Here is a 19,668-nt window from a genome sequence, read left to right as displayed (position 1 = left end):
ATGAAATATCCAGCCTCAGATCGCGATCTGCGCCGGCAATCTTTAGATTCTCGACATGATCAGCAGCTCGATTCGCCGTTCGCGACACCATCTCGTGCTGAGACATGGCGTTGGCAGAAACCCGACCCGGAGCATCCGGTGCGTTCCGCTTTCCACATCAGCCGTTGATCAATACTTAGACTAACTCTTCGTACGCCTTCGAGAGGCGCATACAGGGCTAGGAGGGTAAGATTGACGCAATTCGGTGGCCCGATCCTATTTCCGCCTGTCGCGCGAAAAGCTCCGGAACCGTGATGCAGCGCCTGTCCGGATGGCGCTGCATCCTTGCAGTCACACTTTGCCTTCGAACTCTCGCATGCGTTGCTTACTTAGACGGGAAAGCGCGCGCCGAGGCATGGAGAATAACTAGGCCGTTGGACGATACGTGCTTGAGCGCAGACACCAACCTCCCGCCGAGGTGCACTCATTCAGCGATATAATGGAGAGTTCTTAGCGTCGGTCAAAACCGATGCCATTTGCGAGCAGTTACTCGCACACGTCCGGCATGCGAAGCTTGCCGTTCGGATGAACCTCATGCATCTTCTTGTCAGGCCCGTATTGATAGCAAGTCACGCCTTCAAACTGGAAGACGTTGCCGTTTAGCCTATCGATCTGTAAGAAGGCAGCTACCTGATTACCTTCGACCAACTGATCCCAGTGCAACTCGACACCATAGAATCCAGGCGACATAGGCCTTTCCAGATCGGGATACACGTGTGTGCCGGGAAAGGCGGTATGCGTCAGCTCTGCTGCTCTTGCCTTCGCCTGAGCTTCTGTGAGTCCAATGCGGTGGTCCGCCGCCCAGAGGCTTGAATTCATGATCGCCAAGACTAATAGCAATCCGAAAAACGCCGAATAAAATTTCATTTCCGCCCCTCACCAATGAGCTGCTGAATTTCGGTTATCACCTGAACAAGATTATGCTGGTAGCTAGACCGCGGCGCGCTCGGCGCCCCCTTCATGGCGGGATCCCATCCCCAATGGCCCGAGCCCATCTGAGCCTGCCGAGCGAACACTTTGGGGTCGGTAATGTTCTGCAGATCAGTATGTCGATCAAGCATGGCCGAAAGGCCCGCTTTGAACGAGCTGAATGTCGCCACCCGTGTATAGTCCACTTTTCCGTTTGCCTGTCTCGACCTTTCGTTGGAGAGAACCTCTCCCGTCTCGCCACTAACGGGTGCGTGCAATCCAAAATAGTTGTTGAACATCGCGAAGCGGCTAAATCCCCACCCAGATTCAAGGCCGGCCAGGCCAAGCACCTCTTCCGCGGTAAGGCCGTACTGTTGAGCCACCTCCATCGCATCCGCCAAGTGCTGTCTGACAAATATCACGATCGATTGATTGATATGCATGTGCGCTGATGGCGAGTCTCCTGACCCGGCGCCTCCGTCGCTGTAGCCGGAGTCATACGTCTCGCAGGCCCAGACCCCACAGGATTCCATGCCCGTGGGGTCAATAAACGTAGTAGGGTTGTCGTTTCCGTAAGCGTAACGATTGATGGCCAGGAACTTCCCGCCTCCAGCCGGTACGGGATCGGGACTTACAAAACGCCCGGCGATAGGATCGTAATATCGCGCGTTCATATACTCCAGGCCGGACTCATCATCCATCTGATGATCAGCGAATCCGACGCCATCAAGCGGTTTGTCAAGCAGAGCTTGCCCGTAAGGCTTGTACTGCGTAGAAGCAATGATCGCGCCACTGGCGTCTGTCGTGGCCAAGACCGAATTAGCCACGTCAGTGTAAAGATAATGCACGTCAGCTGCGGACACACGGAGAGATATGGCGGCCACCAACCACAGCGCGGCATGCGCGATCGTTCTCAGCTTAATTTCCATTGAGCACCTGTATCGAGCTGGAAGGGCCATATGCAGAGCACCCGTTTGCATTGCATGCCATGACATGGAAGGTCAGGGTTCCCGAGACACCCAACGCGCGCTCGATGTAAGAGGTACCGCTGCCGTTGTAGACAACCGACGTACCACCGACCGGGGTGACCGTTTCCTGCAGCTGGTAGCTCGTGGCGTTCGCAACCGCTGCCCACGTGACCGTCGTTGACCGTTTATTGGACGGCCCGCTTACTTGAAAGCCTCCTGGCAGCGATTTCATTCTTGGTCACACTACCTATGTCTCCCTTCGGAAGACTAACGCTGGCGTTGTACGCTGTTTTCTATGGAGCGGTAATTGCCGTGCTGGGTGGGGCGTTCGATATTCTGCACCCCGCCTTCGCCGACTGGATTTTCGGTCGTCCGTTGCATACTGAATTCCACTACGCAAACCTGGGGCGAATTGCTGGTCCTTGCGTCGGTGTTATCGTTTTCATCGTGGCCGAGGGCCGACAGACGGGCGAGCCTGGGTCCAAGAGTGTTTGGGCAATGATTGCGCAGGATCCAACGCTAGCCATATTGGCGAGTGCGTGCAGCATTCTCGGGTTCACCGTTGGCACATGGTCCGATGTGCTATCGAGGTTTTGACTGCTCGTGACCCATAGCTCCCCGGATTTAATTTTACATAATATACACTCGCCGGGACTTCTGCGAAATTCTGTCCATTCTTCGTGAAATCCGCTTTAGCCGTTTGGACGTCTAAACCGAGCGTGAGCGCGACAATCGCGGCCGTCGCCGCCAGACGTTGAGCAGCCCGAAGCCACACCTGTTTTCTGGCCGGTAGTATTTCCCGGTCAGCCTGCACGAGTAGCACCCATTCCTCGGCGTCTAGCTTGCACGCCTTCGCCATCTTCTCCACAAGCTCTGGCTCCGCGTGTGACGTTCCTGCGCGCCAGTTCGACAGTGCAGGGCGGCTCACTCCTAGCTTTGCTGCTGCCGCTGTAAGTGTGCTCGCTTGCACAGCTTCCATGTACATGTCAAGCAATTTATTTGTCGTGTTCACGCGTAAAGGCCCTTGACGGAGATGGCGTCAAGGTACTTTACTCTCCCCGCGCGTCAAGCACCTTGACGCAATCAACAGGGGTCTATCAATGCTTGCTCTCGGCTTCTCAATGGTGTTCTGCGCCTCGGCGCTGGGTTACCTGATGGTCCACCGTGCGCTGGTCATCGTCGTGCACACGCGCTCGCTCAAGCGGGCAGGGTGGCTCGTATGAGCCGGTGTGGTCAGTGCGGCAGTGACAACGTGGATGAGGACGTCGATTGGGGTGGCGCTGACGGTTTTTGCGGCGAATGCCTTGAGGTCGTCGAACTCGTCGATGACGACGTCTGCATCGAGTGCCGCGAGGACGTCGGCGGTGATTTCGCCTACTGCCCGCACTGCGGGGCTGAACAATGAACCGTATTCCTTCGATCGAATGCTTGCATTCGCTCGGCGCGTCTTCGGAGGGCATACGTTGGCTTTGTGCGTTCGGTGCCTACTTCATTCTCGGTGTCGTTCTCGCCGCGATCGTGTACGGCATCGCCCGCTGCACGGCGGACATTTGGACGGACCGGCTCGCGCTTCGAGACCGCGCGCTCGATCGTCTTCGCGGGGGTCGAGCATGAGCCCGCTTACCGAAGATCAGCGTCGTTCGTACATCGTTCGTTGCGCCGAAGACTGCGAGTTGGCGTTGATCCGTTCGGATGCTGCTGGTCGGTCTGGAACGTTGCGTCAGCGTTATACGTTGATGGCTCTCCATCGTGCTGATGCGGCTTTGTACTCCCAAGGCGCGTTCACCTGGGCTACCGCCGAGGTGGCCGCATGATCCGCCGTGGTCTTCCGGAAGCTTACGTCCCGCACTCGTCGTGCTACATGCGTCGCGCGTTGTCGTCTTCCATCGTTTTTACCCCCGCCCACGTGGACGTCGCTCTGCCCCCTGTGGAGGCTTCTGCGTGGTCGGGGACCTTTGTACTGGATGGGTCGATACACATCGATCCGCAGGCCGCGCTGTGCGCGGCAGGCCCGGTTAGTAATACGGGCCTAACAGGTCACCTCGGGGAAGGGAAGGGCGAAAGCGCCTTTGCTGTCTCAATTGACTATCTAACCCTCGTGTTTCCCGATGACGGGGCGAAGGATCAAGGGCAGGCCACTCGCACGATCCTGTCGTTCTTGTTCGGCACGTCGAGGCTCATGGCAACCGAGCTTCGGTCTAAGTCCTGGCAGTTCTACCGCCTCAGCTCCTTCATCCACGACGAGGAAGGCAACACCGTTGGCCGGATCGGGCGGGGTGGAAACGGCGATACGTGGTGTGTGTCGTTGAGCGGTGCGGGCTGTCGCTTGGTGAGCGATTGGGCGCGTGTCGTCGGTCAGGCTGCGGCTTTGCGCGCGCACATCAGCCGTATTGATGTTGCGTTTGACGACTATGCCGGTGCGGTTTTCGACATCCGTGGTGTCGATGCCATGGCGAGGTCTGGCGCGTTTGCGGGCAACGGGCAGCCGCCTCGCACGCGCTTCATTGATGACCATGGTTCGAATACGGGATGCACCGTCTACGTTGGCGGCAAAGGTCGAAAGGAACTGTGCATCTACGAGAAAGGCAAGCAACTTGGTGATCCTGAATCGCCTTGGGTTCGCGTAGAGCTTCGCCTGTGGTCGCGCAACTGCGTTATCCCAATGGAGGCGATTACGTTCCCTGAGCGGTTCCTGCGTGGAGCCTACAAGGTGTTGGACGAGCGGTTGCCGATCGTGGCTTCACCCGAGGCTGCTAGGCCCGAGTACACGCGGCGCGAGGTGGACGCCACCGTCCAGGGTGCGAAGCGTTTTCTCAAGCAGCAATGCGGGCCTTTGCTCCATCTGCTTTGGGCGGCGCTTGGCCCTGGTGCCGAAGACTGGTTCAAAGAAAACGTGTTTCGCAACACCGTTCCCGCTCGTTTCAAGGGCAAGGGCGGTGATCGCGAATCGTTGTTGACGCTGCTCCGTGAAGAAATGGGGTACGCGTTCGTAGCGCCGTTCTGACGGCATCCCAAGGCGTTTAGACGTCCAAACAGAGAAAACGAAAATGGCACAGACAATCCGAATCGAAGACACGAAGGTTGAGACGCGATCGGGCACGAGCGCACGTACTGGCAAGGCGTATTCCATGCGCGAGCAAAAGGCGTATTTGGTCGGCCTCGCAAAGTACCCCGTGGAAATCAATCTCACGCTGCCGGACGACGTGGATGCGTATCCGGTCGGTGAGTACGTCATGGAAACCCCGTTGAGCGTGGGTCGTTTCAATCGTCCCGAGCTGGGTCGCAATCTCGGCCTCGTGCCCGTCAAGTCCGCTGCGCGCGTCGCGTCGGCATAAGGAATTCGTGCCATGGCGGTCTGCGTAACTCTCAACACTGACGGCACGCTCGCGACGACAGGTCAGGCGGTCTCGGAGTGTTCGGGTTACGTGCTCGTCAGCGGCACGGAATACGGCGTTTATCAGGTCGTGCAGGACGCGTTGTCTGCACCGACGCCGGAAGTTGCGGCGGGATGGTTTGCCGGTCCGTTCGTCCTCGTGCTCACGCTGCACTTGGTCGCCCGGAACGTCGGAGCTGTCGCGTCGTTCTTTGACCACCAATAGCCACGAAAACGTCATTTCGACGACTACAGACAAAGGAAAAAAGACATGAGCAAGAACATTCGCGAACTCGTTGCCCGCAATGCCAAGAAGCTGGCGTCGGCCGGTGCTGTCGCTGGTGCCGTGGTGTCCGGTTCGGCGATGGCGGCCGGTACGGACTTCTCGTCGATCGGTGCCGGTGTGGACAGCTCCACCGCCATCACGGCGATTGTCGCCATGGGTGTCATCGTGGTTGGTCCGGGCTTTGCCAAGTGGGCGACCAAGAAGGTTGCGACCTTCTTCGGCTGATACGGCGAGAGACGTCACGTCACGTGCGAGGCAAGGGGAGGGGGCTTCGGCCCCCTCGTTTTTTCAAGGGGAAAGCCATGCTCATCTGTTTCGTTTTTGCGATGCTCGGAACTGTCAGCGCGTACGGTGTCGTTGCGGGGCTGCGGTCGTGAGGTCGGGCGTTATCTCGTTCGTGTTCGTGCTGGTCGTGATGCTGGCCTTTACGCCTCGCACCGTGTATGCGGCGACCGGCACGACCGAGGATTGCACGCCGTCGAAGACCGTTCTTCAACAGCAGTGTGAAGCGGACATCGCGGATCTGAATGCACAGGCGGACGCCGACCCTGCACACTTTTTGCGCTACACGTGTGTCTATAGCGAGTCGTGGGATTACTACCATCAATATATCGAGGGTATTTCTTACCGGGCCGTGCGTAGTGATGGAGCGTGGGGTCAGGGGTATGGTGCGTCGTGTCCAAACGTTCAGCCCGCGAAAGACTGTAAGCAAGGCGAATTCACGGCCGGTTGGCCGGAGAACGGCGGCGATGCGTCGGCTGTGTACTGCCGCGATAGCTGCGAGCAAAAAACGACCATCGAAATTGGTGGTACGAATCCCACGTTTGGCACGTACAAGACGGGCCAACAATGTACGTCCGGTTCCCCGCCATGGAGCGGGGCTCCTGCGCCGCCTGGGGGCGGCTACACGCCGGACGATCCGCAAGACCCGAGTAAGGGCGGCACCTACTGCGACGAGTCCGGTAGGACGTGTGTGCATGGTCCTGCACCGAACACTGGCGGTTCGGGCGGCAATACGGGCGGCAGCACTGGCGGAGGCTCTACCGGGGGCAGCACGGGGGCGGAAGCACCGGGGAGGGGATAGCGGCGGTGGCTCGACCGGAGGCGGATCTACGGGCGGCGGGTCGACCGGAGGGGGCAGCACGGGCGGTGGCAGCACGGGTGGTGGATCTACCGGCGGTGGCTCGACCGGTGGCGGCAGCACGGGCGGTGGCAGCACCGGAGGCGGGAGCACGGGCGGCAGTGATGGTACGGGCGGCACCGGTGGCGGTAACGGCAGCGGGAGCGGTGGCGACGACAGTGAGGATAAGTGCACGGCCGGCGATGCGTGTACGGCGGGTGATGCAGCCGGTGTTCCTGGTGCTTTCTACACGTCGAGCGGCAAGACGGTCGCGGACGCCTTCAACGATTACAAAACGCAGGTGTCGTCCTCGCCTTTGCTGTCTGCGGCGAGTGGCTTTTTCAAGGTGGAAGCGACGGGCTCGTGTCCGGTCTGGACGGTGCCGGCGTCGAAGTACACGCCTGAGCTGCGCTTCGGTTTTTTGTGCGACGGGTCGTTTGCTCGGTTCTTTGAGCTGGCGGGGTGGATCGTTCTATCTCTGGCGGTGTTCCATGCGTTCCGTATCGCTATTTACTAGCCTCGTCGTCCTCGTCCTCGCTTTGCTCGTTGCTCCTGGCCGGGCGCATGCGCAGTCCAATTCCACGGGGACGCCACCGGGTGTTGAGTGTCACCTCGACGAGCACGGCGAACAGGTGTGTACGGGCACCAGTAACGGCAGTGGGTATGAGTGTCATACCGAATCGAACGGCGAGCGCGTTTGTACTGGAACGAACAACGGGAACGGGTATTCGTGCACAACGAAGCCCACCGGGGAGCTGGTATGCATCGGTAACGGTAGTGGGGGCGGTAACGGTGGCTCGGGTGGAAACGGCGGCGGTAGCAGCGGTGGCAAGCCGGGTTTCGTGACGAAGATTACGAGCTGGGCCTCGGGTGCGTTCTCGTCGTTCGGTTCGTCCATCGTCGCGCTCGTGAAAGATGCGGTGGTCTGGTTCGTGAGCGCGGTGCTCGGTGTCTTCGCCGCTGCCGTTGCGGCCATTCCTGTTCCCGATTTCGTCAAGCAATACAGCCTGGGCGCGTTGTTGTCGCACGCCGGCCCCGATGTCGGATGGTTCCTCAATATGTTCAAGGTGGCGGAGGGCATGACGGTAATCGGCGCCGGCTACGCGTTTCGTCTTCTTCGGAAGCTTCTAACCCTTTTCCAGTGGTGACGTATGCTCGTTTTCAATGAAGGTGTGCCGCGCTCGGGCAAAAGCTATGACGCGGTGAAGTCCCATATCCTCCCTGCGCTCAAGAAGGGGCGAACGGTGTACGCGCGTCTCAATGGTTTGGACCATGACAAGATCGCGGCTCACTTGAAGATGGACGTCCAAACGGTTCGAGATAAGTTGATTTGCGTTCCTACGGGCAAGGTCGTAGAGACGTTCCAAGCTGTTCGTCCTGCTGCGAATGATGGCGAGCCGGGTAGCGATGCGTGGAGCATTCCGACTCATCTGCAAAACGCGTTGTTTGTCATCGATGAGGTTCACGAGTTTTACGTTACGGGTCGTGCGCCGCTGCCGGAGCCGGTGGAGCAATTCTTTGCTTTGCACGGTCAGAACGGCATGGATGGCGTCATCATGACCCAAGCCTACAAACGACTTCATGCGGTGATTCGGGCGCGAATCGAACGCAAGAATCAGTTCCAAAAGCTCACTGCGGTTGGCTTCAAAAACCGCTATCGCGTTCGCTATTTCGTGACGATTGCGCCGGATAAATACGAACGCGTTGGTGGCGATACCTTCAAGTACGATGCTTCGATTTTTCCGCTGTACAGCGGTTACGCGGCGGGCGCGAACAATGTCGATGTGTACGATGGTGGTGGCAAGTCGGTGTGGTCGAAGCTCGCGCGACCGTTGCTCGTTGCCGGCGTTGCGTTGTTCTTTGCGGTGCCGGTGCTCTGGAAGTTCGTGCACGGTGACGTCAAGCTCGTCAAAAGCCCGCCGCCTGCTCACATGGCTACCACGCAGGCTGCGACGCCTGCGGTCGTGGCTCCGGATGCTCCGGCATCTGTCAAGAGCGCCATGCTGCCCACGGGTCAGCATGGATCGTTCGATACGAAGGGGATGCCTGCCGAGGTCGCGTACGTGTTCGAAATGAGTCAGCAGGCTCGTCCTCGTGTTGCTGCAGTGATTGAGGGGAGTAGGGGTGCTGTCGGCATCATCGAGTGGCGCGAGGACCAGTCGCATGTGCTCGAACGCATGACGTTTGACGAGCTGCGATCGATGGGTGTTGCTGTGGAGGTCAAGCCTTACGGTGTAAAGATTTCTTGGGAAAAGCAGGTGATCGTCGCCACGCGTTGGCCGGTAGACATGCCGGGGACGATCGCGGCTGATATGCGTTCGTCGTCGTCCGTGGCGGCGTCTGTGACGCCGAGCGTCAGCGAGCCGTCACACGACGCCGCCAAGGCTTCTGAGAAAGCGAAGTGGGGCGATCGGCCCACGAATGTCGCGTACGTGCCGCCTGAGCTGACTACCGTGTCTGCTATCGGGTCAGATCGCTAAATTGCTGGAAGGTACGCTACCCTTCGTCGTCAGGAGGGAGCCTTATGCGGCCGAGCGGCTACTACGTTATTGCGGGATTGCTTGTTTTGGCGTCGCTGCCGATTTATCGGTACATCTACATGCGTGCAGTTCGACCGGAGAATTTGGAGGCTTCTCACGTAGATGCGCCGCCTTCGGTGTCTGTTTCGCGTCGTTTCTATATGACGCCGAATGAGGTGTCAGCGTTCAGGGCTATCGTTGCTGGGCGTGCGCGGTGTGTCGCAGGGGTTGTGTATCGCACCAGTGACCATGTGATTGAGCCTTGGCCCGGCCGGGTTCGGTGCGTTGGCGATGGCCCTAGCGCCACGGGCGTGGAGGCCTCGGGGTTGTAGGGGTGAAACCCCTGCGGATACGCTCTCAACCTCTCCAACGGAGAAGCCCCGATCGTCACCGACCGGGGCTTTTTTCATGCCTGAGCCTTCTCCCGCCAAACCTGCTTTTCAGCTTCGTTTTCCATCTACGCCGAGGTGGTTGGCAAGTGCGCGCAGACAGTTGATGTGGATGCCGTCCCTGATGCTTCGTCCTGGCGGGACAAGGTACTGTTGTACGATCCGCCAGCCTCGCCATCGATCCGTCTGGATCGACTGGTTTCCGCCCCAGGCGGCGCGGAACCAATCTTCGATATCGTCTAGCGGGATGCGCCGGCCAGTGGGGTGGACCAGCGCGCCATCTTCAAGCTGCCACTGCCTGCGCGGCATGTCTGACTCCTTGACGCGGGACTGCAAAGGCTTTCCCGAGGGCCTTCAACATCCTGCGAAGGCGCCGTTTGAATTGGACATAATATACATTATGCGCACTTTGCACTTCCTTACCCGGATGCGTCGCACCGTTGTTGTTGTCAGCTTGTCGGGACCTGCTTAAAAATGTCCTCACAGGCTTAATAATGTCCATGCCTTTAGGACGTCCTCGCGCGCACTCTATCTGGTCATCGTTCGACGCTGGGTTATTTGTCCTTGGGGCGTGCCGAGGGTTTCATACCTATGCCAGTATTGGGCGCCCTAGGCGTCGGTCGTGAGGCTCTTTTTTTGGTGCCGCAGCGTACGCCTCTGAGAGCGCCTTTTCCAAAGCAGTTATTTGACCCGATTGGCGTGCAACTTCGTGTTCTAGTTGGGCTGCCATTGCTTGGTGTCTTGCCTTGCACGCGGGTCTCAGCGGCTTGTAGGCCGGCTTCCCAGTTGTCACGTTCGCGGGTCAATCACCTGCCCCACTGGGTCCGGTAATTCCGGGAGCTGGCTCTCTTCGGACTCACTGCACACACCGGAGGCGTGGGCAAAGTGTTGAAGGCCGTTGGGGCTGACCTTTGGCACCGCGGCGCCCTTACAGCAGGGCATCAGCAGCTCGCCCATGCCATAGGTCTCCTGCAACAGTCGCCACTATCCACACGTCATGCGCAGCGCGTTGATCGGGTTGCCGTTGATGTGTTGGGCTTCGACGCAGGTGTAGGTGTCGTGGGCCGTGCCCTTTACCTCCCCCTGCTCCGGCTCATGCGCGGCGCATCGATGCGTTGATGGCCCCCAGCCGGTCCGCGATCGGATCCAGGGTGGCTTTGCTCACACCCATCTCGCGGGCCATGGGCACCACCTGTCGCGCCGCCTCGGCCATGGCTTGAATGATCGGTCGCGCCTGCGCCTCGGACAGATGGTAGTGAGGCGCCAGGTTCAACAGATCCTGCTGCGTCGGATCCTGCGTGTCGCCTTCGGCAAAGGTCATTGTGTGATAGCCACCCGGACCGGTCATGTAGGTCAGGTCATACGCGGGGGAAATGTCCCACTGATTGTTCTGCCCCTTGATGAAGGCAAAGTTTTTCGAGTGATCATCGCGCACGCTCATCGCCGCATTGAACACGGCGCGGGCGTAAGCCTCCCGATAAGCCCCTTGGGGCACCTGCAACTCATCCATGACCTGCGCCAAGATCCCGTAGTCCAAACCGATGCGACGGTGAGAGAAGTGCATGAGGCCGCCCAGCGTGTGGGTGAACACGCGACCCGCGGGGGAGCGATCGAAACGCTCGGTGGCAAACGCATGCTTGCCCCGGATCGTCAGGATCCTGCTGTCCATAACCCGCAATCCCGCGTTGCGGGCGGTGGTCATGTAAGCCAGTTCCAAGAGGGGTCCATCTTCGGGTTCATCGCGGCCAGCAAACTTGATGATCCACGAACGGAACCCTTCGGCGGGCAAGCCCCGCGTCACCTTGGCGTGGCGAAAGTGTCCGTCGCAATCGACCATGACCTTGGGCCGCGCCCCCTGAGGGGAACTGCCGGCCTGCAGAAGTTCATCCGACACCGCTTCCAGGTGCCCTTCGATCGAGGCTTCCATTTCCCGTCCCAGCGCATCGAGGGACATGAGCTCGCCGATGTCCTCCCCGATCACGGGGTGGAAGGAAAGCGAACCCCACGCGCGGTCCCCCAGAAACGCCAGGCGCGTGGCAGGCGTGATCTGCTCCGGCGGAATGCCCGCACGTGCCAAAGCCTTGTCCATCAAATACAGGCCCCAACCATCGGGCAACGCGTCGTTGAGGAAACCGGGCAGCCCACGATATTCCTCCGGCAGCTCGCGTTCTCGGTTGCTGGCCCACACCCCCGCCTCCAATGGCAGGCGCAACGGTGAAAGGTCCAGATGATGCGCTTGGGCCTCGTCGCTCCACTCGAAGTAGGCCACCCCGGTGGCACGTTCATAATTGAGGCGGCCCACCAGGATGGCTGGACCCAGATGCTCAGTCCAAACGTCCACCTGGTGGATCGGCGCATTGAGCCAGGCGGTGGGGATCGTCATGCCTTCTTCTCCGGGGTCTGGGTCGCGGTCACTGCTTTCGTGCGCACGCGCCGACCCAGGAGGCTCGGACCCTTGACGCTGGTGAGTTGGAGGTAGTGCTCGTGGGCTTTCAAGCTGGGGAAGTTCGGCGCCTCCAGCATCTTCAAGAAATCGGATCCCTGGTTCAGGGCAAGGAGGATGCGCAGGAGGTTCCAGGAAGAGATGGCCTCCCCTTTCTCGACCGTCTTGATCGTTTGCACCGAGACACCGGCACGCAGGGCCAGATCCGACTGGCGCCACCTGAAGGCAATGCGCTGGAGGCGCAGCCGCCGACCCACCTCCATCGGGAAAATGTCCATGGAGGGGGTTTTGACCCGACGCTTGCCGATGAAATCGCTGAGTTGCTTCACGGGAAGTCTCCCTTCTAAGGGAGCTCTTATCATACCTTAAATAAGGGCTCTCAAGGGCCCCTTTATGATCGTTCTCCGCTGGATCATTCAGACGTCAGGGGTCTGAGAGAGCTTGGCCAGCGGACTGGTTTTCCCTTCGGCACGCAAACGATCGGCAGCACTGAGGGATGGTGCCGGCGGGAATGGAGGCACCTCGGCATCCGGGCCGGGCTCGGGTTCGTATTTGTTTTTATTAAGCGAAGTTCGCTCGGTTGCCCATCGGGTTCCGCCCACCAGCCCGCCATACCCAACCAGAGCTAGGTGGTAGGCTGAGGACACGCGGGCCGCGACACGCCCCGCGCACAAGCGCGACAGCACGTCGGCGCAGTCGATCAAATGCCGCGACTTGAGCGAGAGATCATCCACACAAGCCGGTGGGGCGATTCCTATCCCCCGCGATACCCAACCCTAATCGCCCTCCCTCGGCGGCATCATCGAGATATCCGCTCGGGTCGCAAGCGCACCTTTCGAACTCACCCAACAAGGTAATCGCGCCACGCCAAGAGCACGTCAACCACCTCGGCATCGCGACTAGGGTTAGGCCCCATCCCCATCTGCTCCGTGCTCAACCAAAGCAAATAATCGGCGACATCCTTTCCGTCGGCCGTGCTCTTGAGAAGCCGGAATACCGCTGAGACATAGCTTTGATACTCGTCCCTGGCTTGCGGGAGCCCGCTACGCCGATGGGATCCCACATGTAGTGGAGGACTTCATCGACTCTGCGGAGAAGTTCTTTGTCTTGTGGCGAGAGTTCCAATGTCTCATCCCTGCTCTGGCTTTCGTTGATGTCCGCTGCGAGTCGAATGCGGATACCACGATTCTACAGATGCCCGACGGGCATCATGGATGACGCGCTGAATTTATAGATCATTTGTCACCTGCCGAAAATCACCTTCTTGCAAGGCGACGCCCCACAGACGTCGTTATAAATCATCACTCGCAGCGTCCGTTGCACGGACCATCCTCCCCGAGAACCAAAGAGGACATGCATGTGAGCGATACCCCCACACTGCGTTCCATCCCTATTGGCATCCATGCCACAGGAACGCGAGAAGAATTCGACAGCATGGGTACGGTCAGCGTACAGGCGGACCGCTACTGGGGCGCTCAGACCGAACGCTCGCTGCACCACTTCAATATCGGCACCGACAAGATGCCGGCGCAGGTGTATCACGCGTATGGCTTTGTGAAAAAGGCCTGCGCCCTGGTCAACGCCGCGGCCGGCCGCCTGCCGGAATGGAAGCGCGACGCTATCGTGCAAGCGGCTGACGAGGCCATCGCGGGCGAGCTGGATATGCATTTCCCACTGTATGTCTGGCAGACCGGTTCGGGCACGCAGTCGAACATGAACGTCAACGAGGTTCTGTCCAACCGTGCCATCCAACTGCTGGGTGGAACTCTCGGCAGCCAGCACCCCGTAGGTCCCAACGACGACGTCAACATGGGACAGTCTTCGAATGACACTTTTCCGACGGCGATGCATGTCGCGACCGTCCTTGCCATAGATGATCAGCTCATACCCGCGGTTTCTCGGCTCATCGGGGTCATCGAGCGCAAAGCTGACGAATGGATGACCGTCGTCAAGATTGGGCGAACCCACCTTGAAGACGCCGTACCGCTGACCGTCGGTCAGGAATGGCATGGCTGGGCCGGCCAGTTGCGTGCATGCCTCGAGGATGTCAAAGCAACTCGGGCCGGACTCTACGAACTCGCTGTCGGGGGCACGGCCGTGGGTACGGGCCTGAATGCACCTAAGGGATTTTCGACGGACGTGGCGTCGAGAATTGCGGAGCTCACTGGAAAGCCTTTCGTGACGGCGCCCAACAAATTTGCGGCACAGGGCTCACTCGACGCGATGGTCAGGGCATCGGCTGGGTTGCGTGGGCTTGCCGTTGCGCTCATGAAGATAGCCAACGACATGCGCTGGCTGGCATCCGGGCCACGCTGTGGACTCGGTGAACTGACGCTTCCGGCCAACGAGCCAGGATCGTCGATCATGCCGGGAAAGGTGAATCCGACCCAGTGCGAGGCCATGGTCATGATCGCCATACAGGTGCTTGGCAACGACAGCGCCGTTGCCGTCGCCGGTAGCCAGGGCAACTTCGAGCTCAACGCGATGCGGCCGGTCATCATCAACAACGTGCTTCATTCCATACGAATCCTCGCGGACGGCTGCGACCGTTTCCGCGAGTTCTCGGTGGAGGGTACGCAGATCGTTCCCGGGAAAATCGGCCAATACGTCGAGGGCAGCGTGATGCTTGTCACCGCGCTCTCTCCCGTCATCGGCTATCAGAACGCCGCCCACATCGCCGAGAAAGCGATCGCCGACGGAACGACCCTGAAGGAGGCCGCCCTCGCGTCGGGTCTCGTGGATGAAGCACTTTTCGACAAAACGATTCGCCCCATCGAGATGGTCGGGCACGGCTTGGCTGGCGCATGAGGAGAACAAAGCAATGATTCGCTGCATACGAATGTGGACGGCTGGCGACGGCAACTCGCTCTTTGAGGAGGGCGAGCTCGAGATAGGCGCCGGACGACATGGTCGCGCTTCCGGTCTGCCCATCGCTGTCAATGAGCTGTCGTTTCAGGAAACGACCACTGGTGGGTCGTTCGAATGGCATCAGGATCCGCAACCCCAATTCGTGCTGACTCTCACCGGCACCGTGGAGTTCGAGGTCAAGTCCGGTGCGACCTTCACGATTTATCCCGGCGACGTGCTGATAGCCCAGGATGACAGCGGCACCGGACACCGCTGGCGACTGATAGGCGACCAGCCGTGGCGACGCGCTTACGTTGTGTATGACCCAGGCGCAACCCTGCACTTCAAAACGAAGGGAGACGAGGCATGAGTTCACGAAGCGAGCCGGACGTCGACGTCCTTCTCATCGGCGCTGGCATCATGAGCGCCACCACCGGCACCTTGCTGCATACGCTCGAGCCCGGTCTGAAGATGATGGTCGTCGAGCGACTCCACGATTGCGCGCTGGAAAGCTCCATGGCCTGGAATAACGCGGGCACGGGCCATGCAGCAAACTGCGAACTGAATTACACACCGCAGCGACCGGACGGAAGCGTCGATATCTCGGAGGCGTTGAAGGTCAACACGGAGTTCGACATATCGCGCCAGCTCTGGGCTTACCTCGTTGAGAAGGGTGCCATCCCCGATCCACGGGCCTTCCTCCATCCGTGTCCGCACATGAGCTTTGTCTGGGGCGAGGAGAACGTCGCTTTCCTCAAGGCACGCCACGCCGCCATGAGTGCCCACCACTGCTACAGGGGCATGGAGTACAGCGAGGATCATGCCAAGATTGCCGAATGGGCACCGCTTGTCATGAAGGGACGCAACCCGGCGCAGCATGTCGCTGCAACGCGCCTGGTAACGGGGACGGATGTCGACTATGGCGCGCTGACCCGCCTTCTCGTCGGGCACCTGCAGGGCGAGGGCATCGAAGTTCGGTACAACGCCGAGGTCATCGCACTGGAGCGATCCGACGATTCCCGGTGGACCGTGACCTTCACGGATACCGTCTCCGGCGTGACGCGGGCGGTATCGACGCGCTTCGTCTTCATCGGTGCCGGTGGTGCTGCTATTACGCTTCTTCAAAAGTCGGGCATTCCCGAGGCGAAAGGCTATGGGGGTTTTCCGGTCAGCGGCATCTGGTTGAAATGCGACGTCGATGACGTCACCACGCAACACCACGCCAAGGTCTACGGCAAGGCGTCTTCCGGGTCTCCTCCGATGTCGGTGCCCCACCTCGATACGCGCGTCATCGATGACAAGACGTCGCTGCTCTTTGGTCCCTATGCGGGGTTCTCGACGAAGTTCCTGAAGCATGGTTTGCACGCGGACCTGTTTGAGTCCGTCACGGCCAGCAACATCCTTCCGCTACTGTCCGTGGCAAAGGAGAACGCTGAGCTGGAGGAGTACCTGATAGGACAGGTTCTGCAAAGTTCGCATCACCAGTTCCAGTTGCTTCAGGACTTCTACCCGACAGCGCACCGTTCTCAGTGGCAGGAAGCAGTCGCTGGGCAGCGTGTACAGATCATCAAGCCCGATGAGGGTGACCACGGTGGCACGCTGGTTTTCGGCACCGAACTCGTCGTCGCTGCGGACAAGTCACTGGTGGCCCTGCTCGGGGCATCGCCAGGTGCGTCCACCGCGGCAGCGATTGCAGTGGAGGTACTGCAGGCCTGTTTTCCCGATCGCCTCACGGAAACCGGTTGGTTGCCAATGCTAAAGACCGTGTTTCCGACGTACGGGATCAACCTCATCGAGGATGCAGCAGCGTGCGATGCCACCCGCACCGCCACCGCGGCTGTCCTCAAGATTGAAAACATCCCATGATGGGAAATGTGCCCCCTGCCCTGGGCTGGGGGCACCTCCTGCCCGGTCGTCGTTGGCGATATCAGTCGCGCACATTCCCCGCACTTCGGGACTTGCGGTACGAGTGAGGCGTCATACCGATAGCGGCCTTGAATGACCGAGTAAAGTGCGCCTGATCGTTGAATCCGCACGCCATGGCAATGTCAGCAAGGCTTCTGCCCGTGCTGCAGAGCTGCAGGCAGGCTTCCTCGATGCGCTTGCCGTGGCGCCAGCGATGCGGGCTTTCGCCGAAGGTGACCTTGAACGCGCGGCTGAAATAACTGCGCGACAGCCGGCACGCTGCGGCGAGGTCACTGATCGCAAGGCCCAGGTCGAGTCGCGCGAGCGCGATTTCCTTGACGGTGCGGATTTGCCATGGGGCCAGCCCACTGTGTGGACGTGGCGCATGGGCGCTGATGCGCTCGTGGTGGATCTGCAACGCTTGCGCGAGATAACGCGCACAGGCGACGCGATCCACCTTGTCTACATCCGTTATCTGACGCAACGCATGATCCAGCAGTTGTTGCACGGCCCGGACCGGCGACGGGTCGTCGCCCGATGAGCCCGATGGCGATGAGTTATCGATTCGCATGGAGCCACCATCTCCACAGTTCGAAGACCCATCGGATGCTATCCGTCGACCCAGGACGGTTGACCCCCTGTATGGGGGGGCACGTTCTTAGGACGAAACGTTTTGGCAGGAATGTGACCTTACCCATCGCACGTGAGGCCAATCGCTGTCGCTTGCCCTTCCCCATACTGTGGCGCCCAGCGCGCCGCAGCCCATGCATCTTCGACGCCCCTCCTGTTCACATCACCGCCTTCATGCACTCGGTCGTCGTCGCGTGCTCTGCGTCGGCATCGTCCTGTCGGCGTTGCCAGGCGTTGGCATGGCGGACGGCATCTTCTCCGATGGGCATGTCGATGGATCGCTGCGCTTGTACGACTACCACCGCATGTACGACTCGCCCAACATGCCCGATGCGTCCGCGCTCGCCAGCGCCCTGCTCGTCAATGCGCGGAGCGGCGAGGTGCAGGGCTTCTCAGCCGGTGTTTCCCTGGTCTATGCGAATGCTTTGGGCACGCGCAATACACCCGCCAACCGAATCGACGTGACGCTGATGGGTCGCGAGAATTCGCTGGACGCCATAAGCCAGGCGTACGTCCAGTACCGCGCCTCAGGCTGGACGCTGCGCGCAGGCGACCAGTACCTCGACACGCCCTGGCTCGGGATGAGCGATTCGCGCGTGCTTCCGGCTGCCTATCGCGCGTTGAGCGCCCGGTTCGACGCAGGCAGGGACTGGTCGTTCGTCGTGGCACGAACCTTCCAGTGGAAGAGCCGCACGTCCGACCGGTTCTTTTCCGACAATCTCTATTACCCAACGCACTTTGACGGCGACCCTGTGTATGGCGGCAACGGCGCGTTGCCGCCCGACGCCAAGGCCTATAGCGGCACCTGGCTCGCCGGCTCCACGTACCGGCACGGGATGTTTTCCGGGCAGACATGGCTCTATGACTTCCTGCATTTTGCCCGGATGGCCTACACGGACGGCACAGTAACCTTCCCCGCTGTCGGGATCGTGCATCCGTTCGTCTCCGCACAGCTTGTCGAAGGGTGGACGACGGGCGACAACACGCTCGTGGAGACGGGCACGAAGATCCTCGGCGTGGCCGGGCGGCGGGTGCGAAGTGAAATACCCGGCATCGACGCTGGCGCGCACGTCGGCCATACCCGTTTCGATGTGTCGTGGAACCGTGTGGTCCGCCAAAGTGGCGATACCGTCGGCAGTGGCACGCTTATCTCGCCGTTTACCGCCAGCTACGCCACGGACCCCCTCTATACGACGTCGATGCTGCGAGGCCTCGTCGAGCAGGGGCCGGGCCATGCGTGGAAGGCACGGATCACCCAGATGCTGCTTGGCGACCGACTCCAGGTGGTGACCGCCTACACCCAATACCGAACCCTGTACCGAGGTAACAGCCACGATGTGTACCTCGATCTCGTCTACCGGTTCACCGGCCCCTTGAACGGCCTGCAGTTGCGCAACCGGTGGGAACGCTCCGTGGGCGGAGCAAACAACCTCAATCCAGGCAACCGCCCCTTCTCGTATAACCGGGTCATGATTTCCTACGCGTTTTGACGGCACTCGTGTGCGCCGGGAGACATCGGCGACTCGATGCGGCGATAGATTCTGACCACGCAGGGCGTCAAGCCACGCGGCGCCCACATGTTGTATCCCGATCGCCAGACCATCTCGGCACAACCATGACATCACAGGCCATCCGCGTCATCGTCGTCGATGACCACCCCCTCTTTCGCGCGGGTGTGGTGGCCATGCTGGCCGCCGAACCGGACGTGCTCATCGTCGGACAGGCGGGGACCGGGGCCGAGGGCATCGAGGCTTTCCGAGCCATGCGGCCGGATGTTGCCGTCGTCGATCTCAAGCTGCCGGACATGGACGGCGATGCGATGGTTGGCGCCATGCGGAAGATCGAACCGACGGCCCGCGTGATTGTGCTCACGACCTACGGCGGAGATGCGGCCGCGAGGCGGACCCTTGCGGCCGGCGCCCAGGGCTACCTTCTCAAGACCTCGCTCGCCAACGACCTTGTAGGGGCCGTTCGCGCCGTCCATGCGGGGCAGCACCGCGTCTCGGCGGAGGTCGCTAAACGCCTTTCCGAACACCGTGGCGATGAGCCGCTCACGGAGCGGGAGCTCTCCGTCTTGCGTGGTGTGGCGGCCGGACTGGAGAACAAGCAAATTGCCAAGCACCTCGGCATTGCTGCCGACACGGTCAAGGAACACCTCTCCCGCGTCATGGCCAAACTCCGTGCGAGCAACCGGGCGCATGCGCTGTCCATTGCGCTCGCCCGGGGTTATCTCGGCTGAA

General features: G+C 60.3%; 19 protein-coding genes. 11 read left to right on the top strand and 8 right to left on the bottom strand.

The genetic code is table 11. The features are described from left to right. Nucleotides 1-525: 525 nt before the first annotated feature. From IM816_RS08900 to IM816_RS08890, 4 genes are all read right to left on the bottom strand, one after another. A complete protein-coding gene (locus IM816_RS08900) occupies nt 526-906 on the bottom strand; it encodes a hypothetical protein (protein ID WP_250340629.1) in 381 nt (126 codons plus the stop codon). After that, nucleotides 903-1,877, bottom strand: a complete 975-nt coding sequence (locus IM816_RS08895) for an RHS repeat-associated core domain-containing protein (RefSeq protein WP_250340628.1) — start codon at nt 1,875-1,877, stop codon at nt 903-905. Before IM816_RS08895 ends, IM816_RS08900 begins: the two co-directional genes overlap by 4 nt. A gap of 595 nt (nt 1,878-2,472) precedes the next feature. Beyond that, nucleotides 2,473-2,895 (bottom strand): helix-turn-helix domain-containing protein, encoded by a 423-nt coding sequence (locus tag IM816_RS18870; protein ID WP_425602640.1) that lies wholly within the window; start codon nt 2,893-2,895, stop codon nt 2,473-2,475. Between the two features lie 168 nt (nt 2,896-3,063). Beyond that, nucleotides 3,064-3,318: a hypothetical protein gene (locus tag IM816_RS08890; RefSeq protein WP_250340627.1), complete on the bottom strand. Its 255-nt coding sequence runs from the start codon at nt 3,316-3,318 to the stop codon at nt 3,064-3,066. A 408-nt stretch (nt 3,319-3,726) separates the two neighbouring features. Here IM816_RS08890 and IM816_RS08885 point away from each other — a divergent pair, with 408 nt between their 5' ends. The 6 genes from IM816_RS08885 (at nt 3,727) to IM816_RS08860 (ending at nt 9,175) form a co-directional block, all read left to right on the top strand. Further along, on the top strand, nt 3,727-4,920 hold the full coding sequence (locus IM816_RS08885) for a replication initiation factor domain-containing protein (protein WP_250340626.1): 1,194 nt from the start codon (nt 3,727-3,729) through the stop codon (nt 4,918-4,920). A 43-nt stretch (nt 4,921-4,963) separates the two neighbouring features. Beyond that, nucleotides 4,964-5,251, top strand: a complete 288-nt coding sequence (locus IM816_RS08880) for a G5P family DNA-binding protein (protein WP_250340625.1) — start codon at nt 4,964-4,966, stop codon at nt 5,249-5,251. A 12-nt stretch (nt 5,252-5,263) separates the two neighbouring features. Then, nucleotides 5,264-5,515 (top strand): hypothetical protein, encoded by a 252-nt coding sequence (locus tag IM816_RS08875; RefSeq protein WP_250340624.1) that lies wholly within the window; start codon nt 5,264-5,266, stop codon nt 5,513-5,515. A 45-nt stretch (nt 5,516-5,560) separates the two neighbouring features. After that, a complete protein-coding gene (locus IM816_RS08870; RefSeq protein WP_250340623.1) occupies nt 5,561-5,800 on the top strand; it encodes a hypothetical protein in 240 nt (79 codons plus the stop codon). A gap of 1,386 nt (nt 5,801-7,186) precedes the next feature. Next, nucleotides 7,187-7,843: a hypothetical protein gene (locus tag IM816_RS08865; protein WP_250340622.1), complete on the top strand. Its 657-nt coding sequence runs from the start codon at nt 7,187-7,189 to the stop codon at nt 7,841-7,843. A gap of 3 nt (nt 7,844-7,846) precedes the next feature. Further along, on the top strand, nt 7,847-9,175 hold the full coding sequence (locus IM816_RS08860; protein WP_250340621.1) for a zonular occludens toxin domain-containing protein: 1,329 nt from the start codon (nt 7,847-7,849) through the stop codon (nt 9,173-9,175). Between the two features lie 479 nt (nt 9,176-9,654). Here the strand turns inward: IM816_RS08860 and IM816_RS08855 are convergent, their stop codons facing one another. The 3 genes from IM816_RS08855 to IM816_RS08845 form a co-directional block, all read right to left on the bottom strand. Then, a complete protein-coding gene (locus tag IM816_RS08855) occupies nt 9,655-9,912 on the bottom strand; it encodes a hypothetical protein (protein ID WP_250340620.1) in 258 nt (85 codons plus the stop codon). 784 nt (nt 9,913-10,696) lie between these two features. After that, nucleotides 10,697-11,986 carry a type II toxin-antitoxin system HipA family toxin gene (locus IM816_RS08850; protein WP_250340619.1) on the bottom strand — a complete coding sequence of 430 codons (1,290 nt, stop codon included), beginning with the start codon at nt 11,984-11,986 and terminating at the stop codon, nt 10,697-10,699. Beyond that, a complete protein-coding gene (locus IM816_RS08845) occupies nt 11,983-12,375 on the bottom strand; it encodes a helix-turn-helix domain-containing protein (protein WP_250340618.1) in 393 nt (130 codons plus the stop codon). The genes IM816_RS08850 and IM816_RS08845 overlap by 4 nt, the downstream gene beginning before the upstream one ends. A 1,030-nt stretch (nt 12,376-13,405) precedes the next feature. Between IM816_RS08845 and fumC the strand changes: the two genes are divergently transcribed. Genes fumC through mqo form a run of 3 tightly spaced genes read left to right on the top strand, consistent with a single transcriptional unit; the run spans nt 13,406 to nt 16,759 of the window. After that, nucleotides 13,406-14,854 (top strand): class II fumarate hydratase, encoded by a 1,449-nt coding sequence (gene fumC / locus IM816_RS08840; protein ID WP_250340617.1) that lies wholly within the window; start codon nt 13,406-13,408, stop codon nt 14,852-14,854. 13 nt (nt 14,855-14,867) lie between these two features. Continuing rightward, the gene (locus IM816_RS08835) at nt 14,868-15,263 is read left to right on the top strand and encodes a cupin domain-containing protein (RefSeq protein ID WP_250340616.1); all 396 of its coding nucleotides are present in this window, start codon (nt 14,868-14,870) and stop codon (nt 15,261-15,263) included. Continuing rightward, on the top strand, nt 15,260-16,759 hold the full coding sequence (gene mqo / locus IM816_RS08830; protein WP_256470276.1) for a malate dehydrogenase (quinone): 1,500 nt from the start codon (nt 15,260-15,262) through the stop codon (nt 16,757-16,759). Before IM816_RS08835 ends, mqo begins: the two co-directional genes overlap by 4 nt. Before the next feature lie 61 nt (nt 16,760-16,820). On the opposite strand, the gene IM816_RS08825 is transcribed toward mqo, so the two are convergent. After that, entirely contained in the window at nt 16,821-17,369 is a 549-nt protein-coding gene (locus IM816_RS08825) for a helix-turn-helix domain-containing protein (protein ID WP_250340614.1), read from the bottom strand. 193 nt (nt 17,370-17,562) lie between these two features. Between IM816_RS08825 and IM816_RS08820 the strand changes: the two genes are divergently transcribed. Together IM816_RS08820 and IM816_RS08815 are read left to right on the top strand one after the other, a co-directional pair. After that, nucleotides 17,563-18,918: a hypothetical protein gene (locus tag IM816_RS08820; RefSeq protein ID WP_250340613.1), complete on the top strand. Its 1,356-nt coding sequence runs from the start codon at nt 17,563-17,565 to the stop codon at nt 18,916-18,918. A gap of 125 nt (nt 18,919-19,043) precedes the next feature. Then, on the top strand, nt 19,044-19,667 hold the full coding sequence (locus IM816_RS08815) for a response regulator (RefSeq protein WP_250340612.1): 624 nt from the start codon (nt 19,044-19,046) through the stop codon (nt 19,665-19,667). Nucleotide 19,668 lies beyond the last annotated feature (1 nt).

Source organism: Luteibacter flocculans (assembly GCF_023612255.1).
Taxonomy (GTDB): Bacteria; Pseudomonadota; Gammaproteobacteria; order Xanthomonadales; family Rhodanobacteraceae; genus Luteibacter; species Luteibacter flocculans.
The sequence above is the reverse complement of the archived record's forward strand: the minus strand, read 5'-3'. Positions and strand labels throughout refer to the sequence as shown.